This window comes from Priestia sp. J2 (assembly GCF_020790095.1).
Lineage (GTDB): Bacteria > Bacillota > Bacilli > Bacillales > Bacillaceae_H > Priestia > Priestia zanthoxyli.
This window is the reverse complement of the sequence record NZ_CP086208.1, coordinates 1,328,969-1,353,597: the sequence shown is the minus strand read 5'-3', so window position 1 is coordinate 1,353,597 and position 24,629 is coordinate 1,328,969. Positions and strand designations below refer to the sequence as shown.

The window sequence follows — 24,629 nt, the reverse complement described above, 5'->3', positions numbered from 1 at the left end:
ACACCTCAGTAGTTAGTATATCATGAAGTTTATAGTCAAAGTAATAATTATTCGAAGCTAAAAAGCTTCTATGTAAAACTTTCCGCTGAAACCGTACCATTGCTCTGCACATATAAAATATATACGAACGATGACTTCCTTCCAAGAATATTACACTAACTTATTTTTTCGAGAATTGCAACTCCGTTTTAAGTTAGACTCTCTTCTATGTTTGCCGTTGTTTCCTTGTGATATAAGTAAAAACCTCGTTTTTCTTTTCTTTTTATGATTCATAAAAAAAGCTAAAAAAGTATCCTGACTACAGGAGTCAGAATACTTTTTCACTTCCTTACGGGTATAAACGGTTTAATAAGCGTGGGAATGGAATCGTTTCACGAACGTGTTCTACGCCGCTAATCCATGCTACTGTACGCTCAAGGCCTAAACCAAATCCTGAATGTGGAACTGAGCCATACTTACGAAGCTCTAAATACCACTTGTATGTTTCTGTATCTAATTTGTGCTCTTCTACACGCTGAGCTAAAAGCTCTTGATCATGAATACGTTCAGAGCCTCCAATGATTTCTCCGTAGCCTTCTGGTGCGATTAAGTCTGCACATAATACTACGTCTTCATTTGTTGGATCTGGCTGCATATAAAATGGTTTTAATGACGTTGGATAGTGTGTAATGAATACCGGCTTGTCATAGCTTTCTGCGATAGCCGTTTCATGCGGTGCTCCAAAGTCATCTCCCCACTGAATGTCTGTAAATCCTTTTTCATGTAAGAATTTAAGAGCCTCATCGTACGAAATACGAGGGAATGGCGCTTTAATTTGTTCTAACTTAGATGTATCACGGCCTAGTACATTTAACTCTAACTTACAGTTTGTTAAAACAGACTGTACGACATGAGACACATACTCTTCCTGTACTTTCAAGTTATCTTCGAATTGGTAGAAAGCCATCTCTGGTTCAATCATCCAAAACTCAATTAAATGACGGCGTGTTTTAGATTTTTCAGCGCGGAACGTTGGACCGAATGAAAATACTTTTCCAAGCGCCATTGCTGCTGCTTCCATATAAAGCTGTCCACTTTGAGAAAGATATGCATCTTCGTCAAAATATTTCGTGTGGAATAATTCTGTTGTTCCTTCAGGAGCACTTCCTGTTAGGATTGGAGGATCTACTTTTGTAAACCCGTTTTCGTTAAAGAATTCATACGTTGCACGAATGATTTCGTTACGAACCTTCATAACAGCATGTTGACGTTTAGAACGCAGCCATAAATGACGGTTATCCATTAAGAACTCTGTTCCATGTTCTTTCGGCGTAATTGGATAATCAACAGCTTCATGAATAACTTCAAGGCTTGTAACTGTTAACTCATAGCCAAACGGTGAGCGCTCATCTTCACGTACTACACCTGTTACATATAGTGATGATTCTTGCGTCATAGACTTAGCTAATTTAAAAGTTTCTTCTTCTACTTCAGCTTTTACAACTACCCCTTGCATGAATCCTGATCCATCGCGCAGCTGTAAAAAGGCAATTTTACCACTTGAACGTTTATTCGCTAACCAAGCACCAATTGTTACTTCTTTTCCTACATGCTTGCTTGCTTCTGAAATCGTAATTTTCACGATTAATATCCCTCCAAAAAACTTACATTTCGTAATTATGTATGCCATCCTATTATACATTTCGACAAACATAATAACAAGTAACAAACAAAAAGAGCCTTCTAACACGTGTGATTTGTGCTAAAAGGCTCTTTTATTTTTAAATATAATCTTTTTTATTTCATATGACGAGTCATGAATGATTGAATTCGTTCCAATGCCTTTTCTAGCAGATCTAGTGATGTAGCATAAGAAAGACGTACGTTTTCAGGTGAACCGAATCCTGATCCAGGAACTAGGGCTACCTTCTCTTCTTCTAAAATAGCTTCTACCCATGCATCAACTGTATCAAAACCAGTGAATTTTGCAGCTTCAATTGCATTAGGGAATAAGTAGAAAGCACCCTGCGGTTTTAAGCATGAGAACCCTGGAATGTTAATCAGCTTTTCATGAATCACGTTTAGACGCTCTTCAAAAGCTTGTCGCATCATTTCCACCGGCTCCTGAGTGCCGTTATAAGCAGCAATTGTTGCATATTGAGCAATAGATGTTGGATTTGACGTGCTGTGACTCGCTAGGTTTGTCATTGCTTTAATAACTGTAGCATCACCAGCTGCATATCCAATGCGCCAGCCCGTCATGGAATGTGACTTAGAAACACCGTTAATGATAATTGTTTTTTCTTTTAACGCTGGTGAAAGCTGTGCAATCGATACATGTTCATTTTGACCATACACAAGCTTTTCATAAATTTCATCTGATACGATAAAAATATCGTGCTTCAAGCAAACTTCTCCTAAAGCTTGAAGCTCTTCTCTTGTGTAAATCATACCCGTTGGGTTGCTTGGTGAATTGATAATAACAGCTTTGGTTTTAGCAGTAATAGCCGCTTCTAATTGTTCAGGTGTGATTTTAAATTCGTTATTTTCAGAACCTTCAACGAATACGGGTGTACCTTCTGCTAACTTTACTTGCTCAGGATAACTTACCCAGTAAGGAGTTGGGATAATTACTTCGTCACCTTCGTCTAACAGAACTTGAAATAACGTATACAGTGCGTGCTTAGCACCTGTACAAACAATAATTTCAGAAGGTGAATACGTCAGGCCTTGATCGCGTTTGAATTTTTCAATTACCGCTTCTTTTAATGGTGCAAGACCGCCTGCTGGCGTATATTTTGTCTGACCATCATTCATTGCCGTAACAGCCGCTTCTAAAATGTGCTGCGGCGTATTAAAATCAGGTTCCCCTGCTCCAAGTCCAATCACATCATGACCAGCCGCTTTTAATTCTTTCGCTTTTGCTGTAATCGCTAATGTTGATGATGGCGTTAATGCTGATACACGTTTTGCTAACTTCACTAAAATCTCCCCCTATGAACTAAAGCTATAATCAGCCCGCAGGCTGATTATAGCTAAAAAATTGGCTTCATTTTCATAAAGCGCTGAAATCTTATATTATGACACATATGGTATTTCATATGGTATAAACGATTTATGATTGAGATAAGCTGTATCGTTTTATAAATTCACCGCTAGAGAAATCAAGATAATAGTATGTTAAATGTTTCTTATCTTTATCCACATATGTTACTTCCCACAGCGGCTTTTTATTTTCAATGCCTAGGCGCACCGACTTAATTTCCTGCGGATTTTTATCATTTTTCACAATGGAAATGGCTTTCTCTTTTGTGATCCCGCTGCTTGCTTTCTTTAAAACAGCTGTTTGTTTTTTGCTTTTAGGCATCCAAGCAATTACCTTTTGATTGCTTCGGTTTGTACCTTCTACTACATAAAATGCATGATTGCCGAAATATGGCTGGGTGCTTGTGACAGATTTCAAATTAAATTCTTTTTTTGCTTGGGATGCTGCTTTTTCCTCAGCAGACTGAACATCCTTCACAGACGAGTGATAAATGCTAAAAGAAATGCCTCCGATAATTAAAAGCACAGCAGCGACCGCTACAATAATTAACTTTTTCATAAAATCCCTACTTATGTACGATAAATTGTAAATACAGCTTTGCTTTGATCTTCTTCATCTAACGCTAATCCGAACATCAAATCTTGCTTTTTCAACGTGCGATTCAAACTATCAACAATTTTATATAAATCCGAGGAATTTTCCACGCGGACAGTTGATAATACTTCAATCCTGCTTTCCATTGTAAACCTCCTAGCTCGTCTATCACGACGCAAAAATGACGATATCCGTATTATAACAGGTATCAAAAACCATCGTCATCTTTTTCACTCATCAATCCAGCCTGTACGTTTTACGTAAAAACCGAATAAATAAGTAAACATATATAATATTATAAGGAATTTACCTCTTTTTGCAAAAGGAAATTTGTTTATTTTGCAGAAAATTTCATCACATCATAGGATTTTAGCGCCATTTTAATAGAGTAAGCGCTCCCCTCTCTTACGTCATATAATTCAATCCATTCAGCTGTTAAATTTGAAAGCAGTCGAGGGGAATAGGAACGCCCTGGTTTCGTAAACGCAACGGCAAGCTGTATATCTAATTGCTTCAAAAATGTATTCGAAAAAAACGTTCCCTCTCCAAAATTAGGAATTTTCAATATATCTACATGAGTAAGGGGAATGCGTAAAAACTTTTCCTCTACTTCATCTGAGCCGCTCATGGCATATAGAACTCGGTGCTCTCCAATCGTGAATAATAGATCCATAGCCGCTGTTTTTTGCTTCGATGCATGCAAGACATCAACGTGTATATTATCCGTTAACTGAAATAAATCATTTTCTTTCCATTTCTCTGTTTGAAATTCCGCCTGGTACTGAGCCGGCACAATAATACGCTCTATATGATAATCCTTCACAGCTCGCTGAACATTTGAATCATAGTACTTTTGCTGTTTCGTAATTATTAATTGGTTGATTTTTTTTACTTTATATCGCTGCAGCCACTTGTTTAGCTCGGGATAGGAAGATGCACTCCCCGTATTTACTAAAATCGCCTCACCGCTTCCGTCTTGAATCAGACTTGCTTCTCCATCTGAAAGAGGCAGAAAAGTGATCACTACTTCATCAGCTTGCAAACCAAAATCTACGTTTTTAATGACGGCTGCTGAAACCGAACAGGTCATAAAACTAAAAAACAGTACAGCACTTAGCAATATTTTAATCATACACTGTCCTCATTTGCTTATCATAGTATATTACTATCGTCTCTCAAGTGAAGAAACAGTATGCATAAAAAAAGACTTAAGCTATGCTCAAGTCTTTTCATTCCACCATTCTTTGTAGTCCAGTAAGATATTTGAAAACGTTTTTTGAACAACCTGGACTTTTGGAAGCGAGTGAAGGAAATGGTATCCATATGCTGTTCGCGTAATACGATTATCAAAAATAAATATAGCTCCCCGGTCACTTTTTGAACGAATCAACCGTCCAAATCCTTGTTTAAAACGGATAACGGCTTGAGGAAGTGAATAATTCATAAAGGGACTTTTCCCTTCTTTTTTCATCTGCTCAAATTTAGCTGTCAACAGAGGTTGATTTGGAGATGAAAAAGGAAGTCTGACTATTACGAGACATGATAATAAATCTCCTGGCAAATCAATTCCTTCCCACAGACTGTTTGTACCCAAAAGAATGGAATGCTCAAATTGACTGAAGTCTTTTAACAGTCTATTACGATTTCTAGTTGTGACTCCTTGGCCGAGCAGTACAAACTCTTCAAGATCGTTTAACTCTTTTAAATAACCATACGTAGCTTTCAACATGTCATATGAAGTAAAAAGCACCAGCATACGACCATTTGTTACTTTAGCTACGTCAAGAATACTTTCTGCCATCATAGCGCTATACTCATATAATGATACTTCGTTAACAGCAGGCATATCTTGAGGAATATAGACTCTAGCTTGCTTCTCATAATCAAACTCGGAAGGGAGAATAAGTTGAGCAGGCTGAAAGTCATATAACCCTAGCTCTTGAATTAAATAATCAAATGTTCCATTCACCGTCAATGTAGCCGATGTTAAAATAACGCTTTGTTTCTTGGCGAAAAATTCATCAGCCAGCGTATCGGCAATGGAAGTAGGCTGACTATAGATATACGTAGCATTCGCTGCTCCTTTTGGTTCAATCTCAAACCACGTTACGTGATGACTCTGCTGTTTGAACAAAAGCTTTTCTATTTGCTGAGATATATGCTCAAATCCTTTAACAGCCGTTTGAAATTCATGAAGAGACGACTGTTCATTTTTTGTGACTTTGTCATATAAATCGTCAAAGGAATGTCTTGCCCCATCATTCCATATAAAAAGATCGTGAATTAAAAAACGAATACGCGACGCTGCTTCTTGAATAGCCGTCCAGTAATGCCCATGCTCTTTTTCCACTTTATATCGATAGCTGCTTCTTCCAATCTCGCCCTGCTGATTGCCGATTCTTTTTTGGACAAAAGAATGAATTAAACGAAATAAGTCATCGCACTCAGAATGAAGCTGTACAAACAGATTTTGAAGAAGTTCAGTGTTAAGATCGATGCTATATTTTACAAGCGTATGATGAACTTTTTTTAACAGCCCTTTGTCTTGAATGGTTCCGATTCGGTTTAATAGCGCATGAACCGCAAAATAATCTAAGCGCTCTCCCAGTTCTTCTCCGGCAATGTCTTCTAAGTGATGAGCCTCGTCAATAATAATTTGTTCATAATCAGGTAGCAGCTCATGATTACTCATCACATCCATCAACAGCAAGCGATGATTTGTCACTACTATATGGGCATTTTGCGCTCTGTTCTGCGCTCGTTCATAAAAAGAATAAAGCTTCCAAGGATGCTTAAAGTCACTTGGAGACGGATTGCTTTCATTTAGCTGTTCCCAAAAAAGTTTGCCCCCAGAAGGCAGGTTTATTTCATCGCTGTCGCCCGTTTCCGTTTCCGTCAGCCAAATAAGCAGCTTCGCTTTTGTGAGGATCGCATCGTAATTATTATTTCGCTCTTTTAAGAGCTGAATGAATTTTCTTATACTAATGTAATGTTCTCTTCCTTTTAAAACAGCTGCTGTGACAGGAAACGGCACAATCTTTTCTAAAATGGGCACATCTTTTTCGATGATTTGCTGCTGAAGCGTTACCGTGTTAGTTGAGATAATGACTGGGTGGTGATGAACAGAAGCATAAAACACGGCAGGAACTAAATAAGCGTAGGTTTTACCAATACCGGTCCCGGCTTCAATTAAAGCATGCTCGTTACCTGCAAAGCACTCTTGTACAAAGTTCATCATCTCCCACTGCCCTTTTCGTTCTTCAAACAATGGCAGAGCCTGATGGAACAGCTTTTGCTTTTCAGTTTCAAATATTTCGTAAGTATGAGAGTGCTGCTTTTCATTAGCTGAATGCGGCTGATATTTGTTTAGCGCAATGCCGTGTATAAATTCATAAGAATCATCCTCGGCATAACTTTTATCATCTATAACTTGTTGAATCAGTTCTCCAATTTCACTTTTAAAGTGTAAGCTTAGCGCGTATAGCTGCTTCAAGGTTGTTAAAGGGAGCTTCTTTAATTTTTCAATTAGTAAAAGTAAAATACGTGCCGTTACTTCTGCATCACTATCTGCTTGATGAGGGTTTTCATGTTCAATATGTAAATACTCAGCTAATTGACTAAGTTTGTACCCATCAACTGTAGGCAGCAGAATCCGGGCCAGTTCGACGGTATCCACGGTTGAATTATAAAGCGTCTCCATCCCGCACTGATAGAGTTCTTCTTGTAAAAAAGTTAAATCAAATGCCACATTATGTGCAACAAAATAAGCATCATCTAGCAATTCTATAATTTTAGGTGAAATTTCTTCAAATAAAGGCGCATCTTTCACCATATCATTTTGAATGTTAGTTAGTTGTGTAATAAAAGGCGGAATATCCATACCAGGATTTAAAAAACTAGAAAAACGTTCAACAATTTTGCCGTCTTCTACTATGACAGCAGCAAATTGAATCATTTTATCTCCTTGTTTTGGAGAATGTCCCGTCGTTTCAAGATCTACCACAACAAAGCGTTTATTCACGGTCAACACCTCGCAAGTCTGTCTTTTTATAGTATAAAGTGAAAGCCTGCTCTATATGCTTTAAAAGCGCAACTCCTTCTCGTGAAAAACAGAGAGGCTTTCATACATAGAAGTTTTACTTTAGTGTGTATAGAGGTTTATACCGTTCACTTACTAGCGTATGTATTCAAATAAAAATCCCCCTCATAAAGGGGGACTGTTCTTATAGAATTGTACCAGCTGGTTCTTGTTTAAGCAATTGTTGGATTTTATTCTGCTCATTCATAATCGCTACGGTTGGATGATGGTGAGCTACTTCTTCATTTGCTACGAGCGCATAAGAGATAATGATGACGATATCTCCAGGCTGCACGAGTCTTGCAGCAGCTCCATTTAAACAAACTACGCCGCTCCCTCGTTCGCCGGGAATCACGTACGTTTCCAAGCGAGCTCCGTTATTATTGTTTACAATTTGGACTTTTTCGTTTGCTGCAATTCCTACTGCGTCGATAATATCTTCATCAATGGTGATGCTGCCAACATAATTTAAGTTGGCTTCAGTTACATGAGCTCTGTGTATTTTAGCGTTCATCATCGTGCGAAACATTTAGTTATCCCCCTGTACGTCTACAATTACATTATCAATTAAACGAGCTTTAGAGAATTGAACAGCTAAAGCGATAATGATTTTTCCAGCGGCTTTCTTAATTGGTTTTAGCTCTGGATACATATAAACCTCGATATAATCCACTTTACCGCTCGTATGTTGCTCAATTTCTTTTCGAATGGTCCCTTTAATCATTTCTACTTGCTTCTCTCCGTCTTCAAGAAGCTGCAGAGCGCTTTGTAAACTCTTAAATAAAACAGGCGCCTCTTCTCTTTCTTTATCTGTTAAATATACGTTACGAGAACTTTTAGCTAATCCATCTGCTTCTCTCACCGTATCTACTGCTCTAAGCTCCACCGGGAAATTAAAATCTTCAATTAAACCATCTACTACAGCAACTTGCTGCGCATCTTTTTTACCAAAGTATGCACGATCTGGGGTTACAATGTGAAAAAGCTTTGTTAGTACCGTGGCTACTCCGTCAAAATGACCAGGGCGCTTCTGTCCACACAATACGTCTACACGATCTCTCACGGTTATAGCAACTGAACGGCTTGACTTATACATTTCCTCTACTGAAGGATAAAATAAATAGTCGACGTTAGCTTCTTTTGCCACGCGCTCATCGCGCTCAAAATCTCTTGGATACGTATCAAAATCTTCATTTGGTCCAAATTGAGTCGGGTTTACAAAAATACTTAGCGCCACTACTTCATTTTCTGTGCGAGCTGCTCCAAGCAGAGTAGCATGGCCTTCATGCAAATAGCCCATCGTCGGGACAAATCCAATTGAACGTCCAAGCTGCTTTTCTTTTTTCATCTCCTGCTGCATGTCTTTAATTGTTGTAATGACTTTCATCTTATTTCCCTCCGTACAGTGCCGTTAACTGCTCTTCTTTCATTGAAAAAGTATGTGCTTCTTTCGGAAACTCTCTTTTTTTCACTTCACTTACATACTGAGAAAGCCCTTGTGAAATAGGCTCATTTATTTTCGCAAATGACTGAACAAATTTGGGCACACGCTCTACGCCGTACGTTAATACATCGTGGTATACAAGTACTTGACCATCCGTCTCAGCTCCTGCTCCGATTCCGATTGTTGGAATGCTTAAGCGTTCAGCTACTTGTTTTGCTACTTGTTTAGGAACACACTCTAATACAACAGCAATAGCTCCCGCCTGCTCACACTTGATTGCGTCTTGGATTAGCTGTTTGGCTTCTTTCGCTTCTTTCCCTTGCACTTTATAACCGCCCAGAACACCGACAGACTGAGGTGTTAACCCGAGATGTGCAACAGCCGGAATACCAGCTTGCGTCAATTCTGAAATTGTATAGAGAACATCGTTTGCACCTTCTACTTTTAAAGCATGAGCTCCGCTTTCCTGCATAATGCGAGCAGCATTTTTCATCGTGTCTTCTTTCGACACGTGATAGGACATAAACGGCATGTCGGTGACGATAAATGTATCACTAGCCCCTCTTTTAACCGCTTTTGTATGATGAATCATATCATCTACCGTTACAGGAATCGTAGAGTCATATCCTAAAACGACCATTCCTAGAGAGTCGCCTACTAAAATCATGTCTACGCCTGCTTCTTCAGCGTACTTAGCTGACGGATAATCGTACGCAGTCAGCATCACAATTGGTTCATTGTTTTGTTTCATACGTAAAAAATCTAATTTTGTTTTCACTAACTTTCTCCTCCTTCTCAGAGGAGATGAGCGCACGTCTGCACACAAAAAAGCCCTTCTACCTATAAAAGGAAGAAGGACTTTGACAGACTTCATCTATAAAAAGCACACTTTACCTAATGTGCTTACCTACGCGTCATCCCTCTGTCCTAGTCCTTAATGGATCAAGGCAGATTTATTGTCGTATTAAAAATAAACAAACGAGTATCAAGTGAAGTTCTTTCGATACTACCTTGATACTCGTATTATAATAAAAATTTCTTTATTTTTCTACTATTTTTTAGCAGAGAGCTCAATATCTGCAGAATGAATTCGGTGTATAACACCTTCATCGTCTTCAATCAATAAAACGCCTTCATCTGTTATACCTTTTGCGAAGCCTTCAATGTTGGCTGTCATCGTCCGTGCTATAATTCGCTTTCCAATGCTGATTGCATACGTTTCCCAAAGAACTTTAATTAAACCAAAGCCATTTTTTAAGTATTCTTCATAAAGGGTTTCTAACTTTAAGAAAAACGCTTGCATCAAAGCGGCACGATTAATTTCTTCACCTTTTTCAATACGTAAAGATGTGGCAATGTGTTTGATTTGTTCATTAAAATCCGTTTCCTGCTGATTCACATTAATGCCGATTCCAATGATGACCGAATGAATCCGGTCAAAATCAGCCTGCATTTCCGTTAAAATCCCAACTAGCTTCTTCCCATTTAATAAAACATCATTCGGCCATTTAATGTCTGGAGAAAGGTTCGTCACTTCTTGAATGGCCTGTACAACAGCCACTGCTGATAGTAAAGTCAGCTGAGGAGCCTGCTGCGGAGGGATAGAAGGACGCAGTATAATGCTCATCCAGGCACCAGTATATTTTGGGGAGTACCACGCTCTATCAAGTCTTCCTCTTCCTGCCGTTTGCTCTTCAGCAACTACGACCGTTCCTTCTTTTGCTCCTTCTTGAGCAATTCGATGAGCAATTTTTTGAGTAGAATGCACGCTTTCCTCATAGTGAATATACTGGCCGATTTTTGTTGTTTGAAGCCCTAATAAAAGCTCGTTGCTGCTTACTTTGTTCGGCTTCCCAACAATGCGATAGCCTTTTTTACGAACAGCTTCAAGTTCATAGCCGTCTTTTCGCAGCTCTTCGATATGCTTCCATACAGCTGTTCTTGAACAGCCTAATAAATCGCTGATCTTTTGGCCGGACACATAGTCCCCATCTGCGTTCGTAAACATTTCAAGCAGCGTTCTTCTTATATCTGACTGCAAGACTGCACCCACTTTCTTATTGAAGATTTCGTGTTCATTAACTCATTGTATAGAACTTTCTCCTCAATTTCTTTTAATAGTTGAGACACCCATGGACCACCCTTTTTACCTGTCCATACTAAAAGATCTTGACCATTTATATCTAAATCTTTTAAAGAATGAATAGGCAGCTCGCTATAGATGTAAAGAAGCTCATGTTCATTCATATACTCATTGCTTCGAAGAAGTTGTAAAATACGATTCACGCTCACGCTGGCCTGCTCTCCAATTGTATACATGATACGTTTTGACCATCCATTTTCCAAAACGTCCCGAAGACCAATAGACTGAAGCTGAATATCTTTAATTTGCTTATTAGATAATTTCCAGCTTTTAAAAAATGCCTGCTTGTCTTGAATGTCGAGCAGATGTACAAGAAGTGTCCATGACTCCGATACTCGCTGAAGCATCATCCAATCGTGTGCACAAACAGATCGGAATTTTTGCGGATCTACATTCAATTCGGGTAAGTAGCGATACAGCTCCGTATCTGCTACAAGTGCTAATGCTAAAGACGGCCGCTTTCCGCTCAGCATTTTTTCGAATTCAACTGTAATGCGTTCAATAGAAACATGCCTCAGTAGTTCACCATATTGCTGAATGGCTCTTTTAGTTTGATCAGACAGCGAAAACGCCAGCTGACTGACAAAGCGAACGGCTCTCATCATACGAAGAGCATCTTCATGAAAGCGTTCTTTAGCATTTCCGACAGTACGAATTAACTGGTTTCGTAAATCTTCTCTTCCATTAAATGGATCAATAATTTCTCCTTTTGCATTCATAGCCATTGCATTAATTGTAAAATCGCGACGCTGCAAATCTTCTATCAGAGACGAAATAAACGTAACGGACGAGGGACGACGAAAATCATCATATTCTCCCTCAGAGCGAAAAGTGGTCACCTCATAGGTCTCGTTCTCATGGACAACGACAACCGTACCATGCTCGATTCCTACATGAATCGTCTTAGGAAAGAGTTCCATCACTTGTTCCGGCCTAGCTGACGTAGCGATATCAATATCTCCAATCGCCCGATTTAAAATGAGATCCCGGACCGCTCCTCCAACAAAATACGCTTCGTAACCGGCTGTCTCTAGTTTTTCAATAATATAAAGCGGATGAATGAACGGTTCTTTCATAACGTCCTCCATTCTTCAACCCTGTACCAATTTATAATAAAGTTTTTCATATTGACTCACAATCTCTGTTGAATGAAATTTATGATTAACTGCGCTTAGAGACGCTTCCCTCATTTGGTGATGCAGCTGTTCATTTTCAAGTAGCTGAATTGCTTTGCTCGCTGCCTCTTCGACGTCTCCAACTTCGCAAATATATCCTGTTTTTTCGTGTTCAATTACTTCGGGAATTCCGCCTATATTTGTTCCGATGCATGGAACACCACAAGCCATAGCTTCTAAAAGTACAAGCCCAAAGCTTTCTTTTTCAGATAATAACAGTTTTAAATCGCTAATCGAATATAATTCTGCTACATTTTCTTGTTTCCCAAGAAATAACACAGAATCTTGAAGATTTAGCTCTTTTACCAATTGAGACACAACCGTCATTTCAGGTCCGTCTCCTACAAGCAGCAGCTTAGACTGAAGCTTTTCATTAATAATAGCAAATGTTTTGACTATATCTGTAACTCGTTTGACTTGACGAAAGTTTGAAATATGAATAACGACTTTTTCATTTTCTAATATGCCATACTCCGCTTTTAAATACTGAACTTCTTTTTTATGATAAACTCGTTCATCAATAAAATTATACATCGTTTCAATTTCTTTATCTGGACTAATTAAATGGTGAGTTTGATCAACAAGTGACTGAGATACAGCCGTCACTGCATCTGATTTCTCAATTCCAAATTTAATTAAGTCTTTTAACGATGGATCCTCTCCTAGAACCGTAATATCTGTTCCATGAAGAGTCGTCACAATTTTCACTTCGTGCTCTACCATTTGTTTAGCTAAAATCCCGCAAACGGCATGGGGGATTGCATAGTGCGTATGAATAATATCAAGCTTTTCTCTTTTAGCCACTTCAGCCATTTTACTGGATAAAGCGAGATCATACGGAGGGTATTTAAAGACGGAGTATTGATTTACATCTACTTCGTGAAAATAAATATTTGGATATACTTTCGTCAATCTAAAAGGCATGCTAGAGGAAATAAAATGAATTTCGTGCCCCTTTTCAGCCAGCAGCTTCCCTAGCTCCGTTGCTACCACTCCTGAACCTCCAACGGAAGCATAACATGTAATACCAATTTTTAACTTCATTTATTTTCCACCTACTAAATCGTCGTACATCAAAATCGGTTTTTTAGATAAAAAACCTTCACCGTAAGCTATCCCGACTTCTTTGCCAAATAATCGCTCTCTGCTCTCTACCGTTTCAATATATCCGTTTACGAGCGGCGTATCAAACGTATCTGCTGTTTTTATAAATTGACTTTCATAAGCCTCTAGACTAGCTACTTTCTTTTGAAACGTGCTTGATACATCTACGATAAAATCTGGCTTATGAAATCCATTTATCATATAGAAATATAGAGACTCCGCACGATGAGCTTTTTGCTTCTTATCATCTATATAATTTTTAACGCCAGCGGAAAACATGGCCTCTTCTACAAGCTTTGCACAATTTCCATGATCAGGATGACGATCTTCAAAATAAGGAGCAAATATAATCCTTGGTTGATACGTGCGAATGACTGATGCAATTTCAGCTATATATTCTGGCTTTAAAAACAAACCTCTGTCTGGCAAATGCAGATGAATTCGCTCATGAACACCTAAGACTTCAGCTGCTTTAGACGCTTCTTGTTTTCGAATTTCAACCGTTCCATTTGAAGAAAGTTCAGCTTGCGTCAAATCGCAAATAACTACCTTCAAACCTTGTTCACTCATTCTTGCAATGGTTCCACCCATGCCGATTTCTACATCATCGGCATGAGCACCAAAGGCAAGGATATCTATTGTTTCTTTCATTATCTTCACCCTATTTTTTTATAATTGAACGCCAATTCAAATCGCCTCGTTCAAGTCCATGAATTAAAATCTCTGCTGTTCCCATATTCGTTGCAAGAGGAACCGCATAGACGTCACATAGACGCATCAGAGCTGAAATATCAGGTTCATGAGGCTGAGCTGTTAACGGATCGCGGAAAAAAATAACCATATCCATTTCATTTTGAGCAATTAAAGCTCCTATCTCCTGATCTCCTCCAAGCGGTCCTGATTGAAAGCGGTGAACCTTCAAACCTGTTGCTTCTGAAATACGCGTTCCTGTTGTTCCTGTTGCGAACAGCGAATGTTCCTGTAAAATCGCTTGATAGGCTGTTGTGAATTGTACCATATCATTTTTCTTTTTATCATGTGCAATTAAGGCGATTTTCATTTTTCTCGCTCCTTAGTCAATAATATTTTCTAACCCATATACAAGTGTGTCTACGTTCATAACTGTATCAACAGCTAGCTTCACACCTGACATAAAAGAAGCGCGGTTGTATGAATCATGACGAATTTTTAATGTTTGTCCAAATCCTCCGAACATCACTTCTTGGTGAGCAATCAGTCCTGGCAAACGTACGCTATGTAGGCGGATTCCTTCATAATCTGCACCTCGCGCGCCCTCTAGCAGTTCTTTTTCATCAGGATGACCCTGTTTTTTTGCTTCACGAACTTCACTGATCAGCTCCGCTGTTTTTAAGCCTGTTCCTGATGGTGCATCTAACTTTTGATCATGATGCATTTCAATGATTTCTACATCATCAAAGTATTTAGCTGCCATTTGTGAAAACTTCATCATTAAAATAGCGCCAATCGCAAAATTAGGTGCAATGATACAGCCAAGTTCCTTCTCTTCAGCAAGCTGCTTTAATTCTTTTAAATCTTCTTCTGAAAAGCCAGTTGTTCCTACAACAGGTCGTACTCCATATGTTAAAGCTGTTTTAGTATGAACGCGCCCAATTTCAGGTGTTGTCAAATCAACTAAAACATCTGCCTTAACGTCTTGGAAACATTTTTCAATATCCGTGTAGATCGGCGCTTGTACATTTGGCATTCCTTCAATATCACTTATGTATTTTCCTTCATTGATACGATCCACCGCTGCTACTAATTCAAAATGCTCTGTTTCTTCTATTAATAATACAGCTTCTTTTCCCATACGACCTCTTGGTCCTGCAAGTACAATTCGAATTTTGTCCATTCTTTTTCTCTCCTTAGTCTTCTTTTTTCGTCCAGCGATCTTTGTCACGCGTATTAAATTTATTCATAACGCGATCATGCGCTTCTTGTAAATCAATATTTAATGAATTTGCAAAGCAAATTAATACAAATAAAATGTCGCCCATTTCTTCTTCGACCGTACGTTCTGCTTCAGTCGTTTTCTTCGGCTTTTCACCATAATAGTGGTTAATTTCGCGCGATAATTCGCCCACTTCTTCCGACATTCTCGCAAGCATAGCAAGAGGACTAAAATATCCTTCTTTAAATTGGCTAATATATGCATCAACTTCTTGCTGCATTTGCTCCATCGTTTTTTTTGACATCTTTTTATTTCACCTCTTTTAGAAGTACACTCAGCTTACTATTATAACATCTTTACTTCAAATTATTTAGTGTAATTACTTCTTCTTACCACGCCTTTGTCAGATGCTCTTTCACAATATTCCTCACGTTTCCCTTAATTCTCAAAAATTTGTCTATATTTTACGAATTGAGGATACTACTAATACATAGCACTAGAAGAAACATCATCACTTTTTACTATTTTCAAAAATCTTTTCGATAGTTATTTACGAAATGAAATATATTCCTTTATGATAAGGTAGTGCAAAAACGGTCATAGGAGGTTTGTAAGTATGAAAGGTCTCAGATTAAAAAATATTATTTTTATACTGCTTGGTTCTGCTATATTTGCGTTTGGACTTGTTAATTTTAACATGCAAAACAATTTAGCTGAAGGTGGATTCACAGGCATTACCCTGCTTTTATTTTTCTTATTTAACATTGATCCCTCTTATTCTAACTTAGTGTTAAATATTCCTTTGTTTTTTGTAGGGTGGAAACTATTAGGGAGAACAGCATTTATTTATACCATGCTCGGAGTTGTTAGCTTATCGCTATTTTTATGGATATTCCAGCGCTTTCCGGTGAATATGCCCCTGCGCCATGATATGACTCTAGCAGCTCTTTTTGCCGGTGTTTTTATTGGAGTGGGTCTTGGCATTATTTTCAGGTTTGGAGGAACAACAGGAGGAGTCGATATCATTGCCCGTGTTGTTCAAAAATATATCGGGTGGAATATGGGGAAAACGATGTTTCTTTTTGACTTTATTGTAATTAGTGCGTCTCTCATTTATTTATCCTACCGAGAAGCTATGTACACACTTGTTGCAGTCTTTGTCGCTGCACGGGTTATTGACTTTATGCAAGACGGTGCGTATGCGGCCAAAGGCGCAACCATCATTTCGAATCATAACGAAGCCATATCGGATAAAATTATGAAAGAAATGGATCGAGGCGTGACGATTTTAAAAGGACAGGGTTCTTTTTCTAAGCAAGATACCAACGTGCTATACTGCGTTGTTAGTAAAAATGAAATTTTCCGTTTAAAGCAAGTTATTACTTCTGTAGATCCACACGCCTTCGTTGCAGTTACGGATGTTCATGATGTCTTAGGTGAAGGATTTACCCTTGATGAAAATAAAAAACCGCTTGAAAGATAAAAAAATACCGCTAATGCGGTATTTTTTTATTAGTCGTCGTTATTCATTCCTGTATAAATCATGATTAAACGAACCAACTCAAGAACTGCTACTGCTGCGGCTGCTACGTATGTTAAAGCCGCTGCGTTAAGCACTTTGCGCGTCTCGCGCTCTTCGTCATTTCGAATCGCTCCGACTGAGACGATTTGCGTCATCGCTCGGCTTGAAGCGTTAAATTCAACAGGCAGTGTTACAACTTGGAATACGACCGCTGCTGCCATGAAGATAATACCTAACAATAGCAACGGCTTAATCGACGCGATAATTCCAATCATAATTAAAATCCAAGAAGCGTTTGATCCAAGGCTTGCCACCGGCACAAGCGAGTGGCGAAGGCGTAAAAACGAATAGTTTTCTTTGTCTTGAATCGCGTGTCCCACTTCGTGAGCCGCAACGGCAGCGCCTGCGACAGACGTTCCGTAATAGTTGTCTTCTGACAAACGAATGACTTTTGAGCGAGGATCGTAGTGATCGGATAAAAATCCGCCTACAGGCTCTACGTGAACGTTGTACAATCCGTTTTCATCCAAAATTTTCCTTGCTACTTCTGCCCCTGTCATTCCTGATGAGTTGCTTACTTGTGAATATTTTTTGTAAGCACTTCTCACCTTAAACTGTGCCCAAATTGGCACAAGGATAATAATGAGAAAATAAATCAAAAAGCTCATTTACCCACACCTTTCATTATGTGTTTGACTACTCTTTTATTTTAGACAATTCTGCGCTTTTACGTCAATCATTACGCCCTCTGGCTGACTTTCTTTTCTGGTCAGCGAAATATTTTCGCGCTCCTACATAAAAAAGTGTAGCAATAATAATACTTCCGGTGGTAATTGTAACCCAAATAAAAGACGGGTCCGTACGATTTTCTTTTACTTGTTCAAAAAAATCTTTTAAATTTTGTTCCATTTGGTTGAACTGGTCATCGTTAATCTCACTTAGCGTTCCTTCACTTTGTAAAAAGTGAACGTCTGCGCTCACACGCTGTACGTAGGGAGACGACACGTCTACCTGCGCGCTCGGTAAGATCATATCATATTCCTTTAAAAATTGCTTAAGCTGCGCTTCATAAGCCGCCTGTTGTCCTTTTACTGCTTCATTTCGCATCTCTTTAAATGTTGCTAGCATACTGCCCTCGAGTTCAGTCCACATAGGCTGATGCTTGCTGTGCAGCGCATCGACTAATAATCGAAATTGAGTAGCTTTTTGAAGACGTTCTTCATCACTGGAATCAGAAGATAAAAGAGACCTTTCTACCTGTTCATAACAAAGAGTTAAAATACGTATATCTTCGGCCGATACGCCCAAAGAAGCTGTATTGAGACTGGTAAATTCATTCGAAAAATTTCTGAACAAATGTTGGGCTGCTTTATACTCCTTTTGCTCTACAAGCGATAGCGTTTGATCAGATAAGTTATCAAGCTTTTCCCACTGCCCTTCAGCTGCATGTACAGTAGTCGTATATGCAAAGAAAAGTACGAGCAATATTCCTACTATTCTTCCTTTCATTCTCGTCCCTCCTCTAACCTCTACTAAAACTTATGAGAAAGAGGACAAGAGTAGACCTATTTTCAAAAGGAAGTTTTAATCTTACTATTCATTCATCGGAGTGATAAAGTTTTGCGTATAATACTTCTCATATACACCTACACCAAGACGCGTAAACTCTTTATTGAGTAAAGCCTTACGATGTCCCTCACTATTAAGCCACCCTTCAACCGCAGCGATTCCATCCTGATAATTCGAGGCAATATTTTCGCCCGCGATACGGTATACTACATCACCTTTTTGCAGACGGTTGCCTAAATCACCTTGTGCTGGTGAAACGTGAGAGAAATAGTTTAAGTCACTCATTTCTTTGCTGTGTAAATAAGCTACTCCGGCAGTGGCTTCGTCCCAAGCTAAAGGTGACAGCTGAAAACGGTCTCGAATTACATTTGTAATATCGATAATTTGCTGCTCTTCTCCTTCTTGGACACTTTTCCACTCCTCTGCTGTCAATGACGGAGCTGTTGGAAGCTCGCCGCGATAAACAATTTCGTACGGACGCTGTTTTAATAGCGTGTCCATATCCATAATTCGAATACTTGAGATTGTATTAAGGAACTGATCAAAATATAGTTGGACGTATACATCTCCATATTTAATAATTGGACGCATTTTCATATCCTCTTCACTCAGACGAAATCGGTATTCATTTCCGTCTTTTTGAAGCGTGAGTTCGGATGAAAGTGAAACTCTTTTTTCCACTTCTTCTCGCTTCTCACCAATCTCAAAAGGATCTGTATTTGTTTTTGAACCAATGACATATACGGATACGACTTGATTATTTTCTACTCCTACCTGCGCATACGTTTGACGATTCTTTTTGTAAATCCACCAGTCATAGCCATATGCAGAAGAATCAATACGATTCGGCTCTCCAAGCATTCCAATTAACTGTTCTGAATGATCTCCAATGAGCCTCATCATATTTTCACTTTGTTTTTCATAAGAAGCCACTTCTTGGGTGGGCTGACTTTTGGAATCCGTTTGGTTTTGCTCAATATTTTGACCCGTTAGATATTTTTCTAGCTGAGGTAAATAATCCTCCGCGTATACAAATGCCACTATTAATACGAGAATAAAAATAACTTTTTTCAGCTTTTCTTCCTCTCCTTACACCTGTTTTCTTTACCTGTTTAACTTATTTTTATCTCTATTATACATGCATTCAAAAAAAAATAGCTATCGGTATGAAGGAAACAAAAGAAAAAGCCAACTATTTACGAATATCCTGCAAACAGTTGGCTTTCGCTTTTTAATGCGTATGTTCTGAAATGTCTGAGAGCGCTTCTCCTGCACGTTCATTTGCATAGCGAAACGTTGATAAATCACCTAGCGAAACAATCCCGACTAGCTTTTGATTTTCCACAACAGGAAGACGACGGATTTGATGTTGAGCCATAAGCTTAGAAGCTTCTTCTACAGAGGCTTCCGCTGTAATAGTTATAAGCTCTTCACTCATAACATCCGTTACTTTACTTGAATTTGGCTTCTTTTCTGCAATGCCTTTTATAACTAAGTCTCGATCTGTAATCATTCCTACTAACTGATCTCTATCGACAATTGGAATTGCGCCTACATTCCATTCCTTCATTTTCACTGCCACTTCATATACGTTATCGAGCGTGGTGCATGTTTCCGTATCAGCTGTCATTACCTCTTGTACAGTTTTCATTGTTTTATCCTCCTTTACATAGTGTGTTCGCTTTATAGTGTGACCAACTTTTTAGTAAACTTTCGCATTTAAAACGTTTAAATAAAAATAGATAACGTTTACATTTTTCCTTATTAGATATTGCAAGTTTTATCCATTCAGCTTATGATTTAGTTGGGGTATATCTGTTTTGGGAGGGAGTTCATATGAAATTTGAATATGCAAAGTTTGATTCATTAAAGGTAGATTTAGATTTATTAGATGAGATTATGCATCAATTTGGCCTGGTCCGCGCCGGACAATGGGATTATGAACGCGTCACGTACGATCGAAAATTCGAGTTTCAGCGAGATACCTTCTATTTGCGAGTCCAAGGACATGCTATTTCAGGCGATGTAGGGGGCAGGCATGCTGTTATTCACCTTATGACACCTCTATTAGGCAAACATTATTATCCTCACGGTGTAGAATATGGAGACGGAGAATATTTCCCGCCATCCCTTGTAGAACAGTGTGAAAAGATATTAACACAAATCAAATCACAGCTTGAAACCGTTCAGCTATAGAATTAGAAAAAGCGCAGTAATCAGACTGCGCTTTTTTTAATTCAAAGGAGGAGTAGACGGAAATTCCTTTGGTTTTATATCTTGAGGTTCAGTAAAATCAGGCATGTACGTATCTTTCTCTCGTTCTTTTCGAGCCCACTGAAAAAAAATAAAGCCTAAAACCGTTCCATACACAATTTCTTGAATGATCTTCATAATAACGCCGCCTAGCTGCTGGTCTTCCACGGGAGGCAGCGTATTAAACATCTCAGGAGCAAGCTGCCCTAAACTTGCAATCATAGAAGGCGGTACACAAAGGGAAAGAGCTTGTACCCAAGCGCTTGAGTCTGTATACGTCGCATACAAAGAATGGTTTGCAAAAATAATCAGCGCGCACGCTGGAGTAAGAAGTACGCCATCTGCAAAAATGTATCCAAGCTTTTTTAAAGAACTTAGCGTTTGTTCTTCTTCTAGCTGATTAATGAGTGGCCACCACATACAAAATGCAGCGATAAATAATACAACACTCACGATTCCGTGAAGCGTCATATCCGTTTTAATAACATCAAAAAGCAGCGGAATATGATACAAAGAAAATAACCCATTGAATAATAGTAAAGCAATTAAGGGCTTTGTAAAAAATTTAAAAACAGGTTTAACCCCTCTTACATAAATAACAGAACGAGCTAACCACGGTGGAATTCCTAAAATAAAAAGCGGGGGAATCACCAAGTAAACAATTGCCATTTGCGTCATATGAGCACTAAACATAAAGTGCCCTAGTAAATCTACAGGTCCTCCTTTACATATATACAAAAGAACCATGCTGATAACAAAATACGCTTTTGTTTTTCTGTCTACGGCCGCCGCTCCTATAAAATTCCCTCTCCATCTACCAACGATGAAAAAATATAAGACGGTCACCAGACAAATGGTTAAAAAATAGTAAGGACTCCAAAGTGCTTCAAAACCAAACATCTGCAAATTGTTAATCAACGTCTATTCCTCCTTCTACAGATGATGAAAAGGACTGGCGCATGCCAGCCCTTTTCTTTACCACCAAATAATGGTTACAAAAGCTAAAATGGTTAAAAGAGCTACCAATACGCCTGAATACAAGAAAAATGCTGGTATGGTATGTCCTTTGTGGTTCATATGCATGAAATAATAAAGTTGAAAGATGACTTGAACAACCGCCAAGAGCACAATCACCGGCATAATGTACCATCCGCTAAACTCTTGATAAACCGCAAAAAAAGCAATTAGTGTTAAAAACAACATCATTGCAAAAGAGATAACTTGCATCTTCATATCTTCTGCGTTTCTTTTTTTACGATATTCTAAATTGAGCCTTGGGTTATCTGAGTTTGATTGATTTGTCGTCATCAGCTTATCCCACCATTCCCATTAAATATACAACCGTGAAAATAAAGACCCACACAACATCGATAAAGTGCCAGTATAAACTTGCGACATAATATTTAGGAGCGTTATATAAGTTTAGCCCCCGCTTCGCATTTCGAATCATCAAAGAACCAATCCAAAGCAGTCCGAACGTTACGTGAGCTCCGTGTGTCCCAACCAGCGCGTAGAAAGAAGAACCAAATGCGCTGCTTGTAAACGTATGCCCTTCATGAACATAATGCCTGAACTCATAGATTTCTAGCCCTAAAAACGCTAAACCTAAAAGCCACGTAACGCCTAACCATAGCTGCATCTTTTTAAACTCAAAATTTTTCATATGATACATAGCATATACGCTTGTTAGTGAACTTGTTAATAAAATCATGGTTGCTGCAAAAACAAGCTTAATATCAAACAATTCTTCCGGCTTAGGTCCTGACATCGTTGAATTGCGCAAAGCTAAATAAGTAGCAAAAAGTGAAGCAAACAAAACCGTCTCCCCGCCTAAAAAGAGCCAAAAGCCGGTGAATTTATTTTTCCCTTCAAGCGTTGCTTTTTCAGGCGAAGCAGGGAAAGTTTCAGCGGTTAGCTTTTGTTCAGTCTCCATTACATCTTCGCCTCCTTGTCATCATCAACTAAGTCTTCTTTGTGAATATGAAAGCCGTGATCATCAATCCATGAACGGAAGAACATCGATAAAAACATGACGATCATTCCGATAATCCCTACAACATCTCCCCACGCATGATCATTTCGATACAAAAAGCCAATCCCTGCAATAAACATCCCAAGCGATATCATAAATGGAATAAACGATGAGTTTGGCATATGAATATCACCAAGAGGTTCGGCTGGCGTCATTTCTTTATTTCCTGCCATTTTTTCAATCCAATATGCATCTAACCCGCGTACAAGCGGCGTTTGTTTAAAGTTATACTCTGGTGGCGGAGATGAAATAGCCCATTCTAATGTACGTCCGTCTCCCCAAGGATCTCCTCCTACCTTTTGTCCTTTGGCAGTGGTTTTTATAATGTTAACAAGTAAAATGAGCGTAGCAACCGCCATGAAAGCAGCTCCTGATGAACTGATTGCATTCCCAAGGTCGAGACCTTGATTAGGCAAGAACGTCCATACGCGGCGAGGCATCCCCATTAGACCTAAGAAATGCTGAATAAAGAACGTTAAGTGGAAACCAATCAAAAAGAGCCAGAACGTTGCTTTGCTTAACTTTTCATCTAACATCTTGCCAAACATTTTTGGCCACCAGTATGTGACACCTGCTAATATAGCGTATACGACACCGCCTACGATAACGTAATGGAAGTGAGCAACGATAAAATAAGAATCTTGAAATTGATAATCTGCAGGTGCTACAGCTGCCATAACTCCTGTTACTCCCCCGATAACAAATGACGGAATAAAGGCGACAGCGTAAAGCATTGGAGACGTAAACTCAATACTTCCTCCCCAAAGCGTAAACAGCCAATTGAAAATTTTAATTCCAGTTGGAACGGCGATGGCCATCGTAGCGACAGCAAAAATGGCATTTGCAATCGGACCAAGTCCGGTTGTAAACATGTGGTGAGCCCACACCATGAACCCTAAAAATCCGATTAATACGGTAGCAAAAACCATCGACGAGTATCCGAATAATCTCTTTCTTGAAAAAGTAGGTAAAATTTCCGAGAAAACACCAAACGCTGGAAGAATTAAAATATATACTTCCGGATGACCGAATATCCAGAAAAGATGTTCCCAGATAATCGTATTTCCACCCATTGTGGCGTCAAAAAAGTTTCCACCGAACAAGCGGTCAAAAATCATTAAAAACAACCCAACCGTCAGTGCTGGAAACGCAAACAAAATAAGAGCTGATGCAACAAACGTCGTCCACGTAAACAGCGGCATACGCATATAAGTCATACCTGGCGCCCTCATGTTAATGATTGTTACGAGAAAGTTGATACCTGAAATCAATGTCCCGGCTCCGGAAATCTGCAAACCTATCGCATAAAAATCAATTCCGTGACCAGGCGATGCAATAGACAGCGAAGCATATGATGTCCAACCTGCATCAGGTGCTCCTCCTAAAAACCAGCTTAGATTTAAAAAGAGTCCCCCAAAGGCAAACAACCAAAAACCTAACAAATTTAAAAATGGAAATGCTACATCTCGAGCTCCGATTTGCAGCGGAACAACTGCATTCATCATAGCAAAAAGAAGCGGCATGGCAGCTAAGAAAATCATCGTTGTTCCATGCATTGTTAAAATTTCATTATACGTTCCTGCACTAACAAAGTCATTGCTTGGTATAGCCAGCTGAATACGTATAAATAGCGCTTCCACTCCTCCGACTAGAAAAAAGATACCGCCGGCAATTAAATAAAGAATGGCGATTTTTTTATGATCAACGGTTGTCATAAAGTCCCAAATTGTTCCACCTACACCCTTCTTTTGACTGAGTGTACTCATCGCTAAACCTCC

The 24,629-nt window shown here is 38.9% G+C and carries 26 protein-coding genes; 2 read left to right on the top strand and 24 right to left on the bottom strand.

The window, feature by feature from the left end; genetic code table 11:
* Positions 1–328 precede the first annotated feature (328 nt).
* From asnS to LJY09_RS06810, 16 genes are all read right to left on the bottom strand, one after another.
* Positions 329–1,621 carry an asparagine--tRNA ligase gene (gene asnS, locus LJY09_RS06885; RefSeq protein WP_045293839.1) on the bottom strand — a complete coding sequence of 431 codons (1,293 nt, stop codon included), beginning with the start codon at positions 1,619–1,621 and terminating at the stop codon, positions 329–331.
* A gap of 155 nt (positions 1,622–1,776) precedes the next feature.
* Positions 1,777–2,961 (bottom strand): pyridoxal phosphate-dependent aminotransferase, encoded by a 1,185-nt coding sequence (locus LJY09_RS06880; RefSeq protein ID WP_098112891.1) that lies wholly within the window; start codon positions 2,959–2,961, stop codon positions 1,777–1,779.
* A 133-nt stretch (positions 2,962–3,094) separates the two neighbouring features.
* Positions 3,095–3,583 (bottom strand): cell wall elongation regulator TseB-like domain-containing protein, encoded by a 489-nt coding sequence (locus LJY09_RS06875; protein WP_013056103.1) that lies wholly within the window; start codon positions 3,581–3,583, stop codon positions 3,095–3,097.
* An 11-nt stretch (positions 3,584–3,594) separates the two neighbouring features.
* Positions 3,595–3,765, bottom strand: coding sequence for a YpmA family protein (locus LJY09_RS06870; RefSeq protein ID WP_013056102.1), 171 nt, complete (start codon positions 3,763–3,765; stop codon positions 3,595–3,597).
* A gap of 188 nt (positions 3,766–3,953) precedes the next feature.
* The gene (locus LJY09_RS06865) at positions 3,954–4,751 is read right to left on the bottom strand and encodes a ComEC/Rec2 family competence protein (protein WP_028414082.1); all 798 of its coding nucleotides are present in this window, start codon (positions 4,749–4,751) and stop codon (positions 3,954–3,956) included.
* 87 nt (positions 4,752–4,838) lie between these two features.
* Positions 4,839–7,640 (bottom strand): ATP-dependent DNA helicase DinG, encoded by a 2,802-nt coding sequence (gene dinG, locus LJY09_RS06860; protein WP_228307622.1) that lies wholly within the window; start codon positions 7,638–7,640, stop codon positions 4,839–4,841.
* A gap of 202 nt (positions 7,641–7,842) precedes the next feature.
* On the bottom strand, positions 7,843–8,226 hold the full coding sequence (panD, locus tag LJY09_RS06855) for an aspartate 1-decarboxylase (protein ID WP_028407965.1): 384 nt from the start codon (positions 8,224–8,226) through the stop codon (positions 7,843–7,845).
* Positions 8,227–9,084: a pantoate--beta-alanine ligase gene (gene panC / locus LJY09_RS06850; RefSeq protein WP_228307621.1), complete on the bottom strand. Its 858-nt coding sequence runs from the start codon at positions 9,082–9,084 to the stop codon at positions 8,227–8,229. It abuts the gene before it with no gap.
* A gap of 1 nt (position 9,085) precedes the next feature.
* Complete coding sequence (gene panB / locus LJY09_RS06845) at positions 9,086–9,919, bottom strand: 3-methyl-2-oxobutanoate hydroxymethyltransferase (RefSeq protein ID WP_028414085.1); 834 nt, start codon at positions 9,917–9,919, stop codon at positions 9,086–9,088.
* Positions 9,920–10,192: 273 nt separating this feature from the next.
* Positions 10,193–11,182, bottom strand: coding sequence for a bifunctional biotin--[acetyl-CoA-carboxylase] synthetase/biotin operon repressor (locus LJY09_RS06840; RefSeq protein ID WP_013056096.1), 990 nt, complete (start codon positions 11,180–11,182; stop codon positions 10,193–10,195).
* Positions 11,167–12,360, bottom strand: a complete 1,194-nt coding sequence (locus LJY09_RS06835; RefSeq protein ID WP_028414086.1) for a CCA tRNA nucleotidyltransferase — start codon at positions 12,358–12,360, stop codon at positions 11,167–11,169. The genes LJY09_RS06840 and LJY09_RS06835 overlap by 16 nt, the downstream gene beginning before the upstream one ends.
* 15 nt (positions 12,361–12,375) lie before the next feature.
* Entirely contained in the window at positions 12,376–13,503 is a 1,128-nt protein-coding gene (bshA, locus tag LJY09_RS06830) for an N-acetyl-alpha-D-glucosaminyl L-malate synthase BshA (RefSeq protein WP_028414087.1), read from the bottom strand.
* Positions 13,504–14,214, bottom strand: coding sequence for a bacillithiol biosynthesis deacetylase BshB1 (gene bshB1 / locus LJY09_RS06825; RefSeq protein ID WP_028414088.1), 711 nt, complete (start codon positions 14,212–14,214; stop codon positions 13,504–13,506).
* A 10-nt stretch (positions 14,215–14,224) separates the two neighbouring features.
* Positions 14,225–14,623, bottom strand: a complete 399-nt coding sequence (gene mgsA, locus LJY09_RS06820; RefSeq protein ID WP_228307620.1) for a methylglyoxal synthase — start codon at positions 14,621–14,623, stop codon at positions 14,225–14,227.
* Between the two features lie 12 nt (positions 14,624–14,635).
* Positions 14,636–15,436: a 4-hydroxy-tetrahydrodipicolinate reductase gene (gene dapB / locus LJY09_RS06815; protein WP_028414089.1), complete on the bottom strand. Its 801-nt coding sequence runs from the start codon at positions 15,434–15,436 to the stop codon at positions 14,636–14,638.
* Between the two features lie 13 nt (positions 15,437–15,449).
* Positions 15,450–15,779: a nucleotide pyrophosphohydrolase gene (locus tag LJY09_RS06810; protein WP_013056090.1), complete on the bottom strand. Its 330-nt coding sequence runs from the start codon at positions 15,777–15,779 to the stop codon at positions 15,450–15,452.
* A 312-nt stretch (positions 15,780–16,091) separates the two neighbouring features.
* Between LJY09_RS06810 and LJY09_RS06805 the strand changes: the two genes are divergently transcribed.
* Entirely contained in the window at positions 16,092–16,958 is an 867-nt protein-coding gene (locus LJY09_RS06805) for a YitT family protein (RefSeq protein WP_028414090.1), read from the top strand.
* Between the two features lie 29 nt (positions 16,959–16,987).
* Here LJY09_RS06805 and LJY09_RS06800 read toward each other — a convergent pair whose 3' ends face one another.
* The 4 genes from LJY09_RS06800 to LJY09_RS06785 form a co-directional block, all read right to left on the bottom strand.
* The gene (locus LJY09_RS06800) at positions 16,988–17,665 is read right to left on the bottom strand and encodes a zinc metallopeptidase (RefSeq protein ID WP_013056088.1); all 678 of its coding nucleotides are present in this window, start codon (positions 17,663–17,665) and stop codon (positions 16,988–16,990) included.
* 64 nt (positions 17,666–17,729) lie between these two features.
* On the bottom strand, positions 17,730–18,506 hold the full coding sequence (locus tag LJY09_RS06795) for a sporulation protein YpjB (RefSeq protein WP_028414091.1): 777 nt from the start codon (positions 18,504–18,506) through the stop codon (positions 17,730–17,732).
* A gap of 84 nt (positions 18,507–18,590) precedes the next feature.
* Positions 18,591–19,607, bottom strand: a complete 1,017-nt coding sequence (locus LJY09_RS06790; RefSeq protein WP_228307619.1) for a CAP domain-containing protein — start codon at positions 19,605–19,607, stop codon at positions 18,591–18,593.
* A gap of 190 nt (positions 19,608–19,797) precedes the next feature.
* Positions 19,798–20,217, bottom strand: a complete 420-nt coding sequence (locus LJY09_RS06785) for a CBS domain-containing protein (RefSeq protein ID WP_028414093.1) — start codon at positions 20,215–20,217, stop codon at positions 19,798–19,800.
* A gap of 185 nt (positions 20,218–20,402) precedes the next feature.
* Here LJY09_RS06785 and LJY09_RS06780 point away from each other — a divergent pair, with 185 nt between their 5' ends.
* The gene (locus LJY09_RS06780; protein WP_013056084.1) at positions 20,403–20,762 is read left to right on the top strand and encodes a YugN family protein; all 360 of its coding nucleotides are present in this window, start codon (positions 20,403–20,405) and stop codon (positions 20,760–20,762) included.
* A 36-nt stretch (positions 20,763–20,798) separates the two neighbouring features.
* Here the strand turns inward: LJY09_RS06780 and ctaG are convergent, their stop codons facing one another.
* Genes ctaG through ctaD form a run of 4 tightly spaced genes read right to left on the bottom strand, consistent with a single transcriptional unit; the run spans position 20,799 to position 24,617 of the window.
* Positions 20,799–21,737 (bottom strand): cytochrome c oxidase assembly factor CtaG, encoded by a 939-nt coding sequence (gene ctaG, locus LJY09_RS06775; RefSeq protein WP_028414094.1) that lies wholly within the window; start codon positions 21,735–21,737, stop codon positions 20,799–20,801.
* Positions 21,738–21,794: 57 nt separating this feature from the next.
* The gene (ctaF, locus tag LJY09_RS06770) at positions 21,795–22,127 is read right to left on the bottom strand and encodes a cytochrome c oxidase subunit IVB (RefSeq protein ID WP_014460982.1); all 333 of its coding nucleotides are present in this window, start codon (positions 22,125–22,127) and stop codon (positions 21,795–21,797) included.
* A 4-nt stretch (positions 22,128–22,131) separates the two neighbouring features.
* Positions 22,132–22,752 (bottom strand): cytochrome c oxidase subunit III, encoded by a 621-nt coding sequence (gene ctaE, locus LJY09_RS06765; protein WP_013056081.1) that lies wholly within the window; start codon positions 22,750–22,752, stop codon positions 22,132–22,134.
* Positions 22,752–24,617 (bottom strand): cytochrome c oxidase subunit I, encoded by a 1,866-nt coding sequence (gene ctaD / locus LJY09_RS06760; protein WP_033578414.1) that lies wholly within the window; start codon positions 24,615–24,617, stop codon positions 22,752–22,754. The genes ctaE and ctaD overlap by 1 nt, the downstream gene beginning before the upstream one ends.
* Positions 24,618–24,629 lie beyond the last annotated feature (12 nt).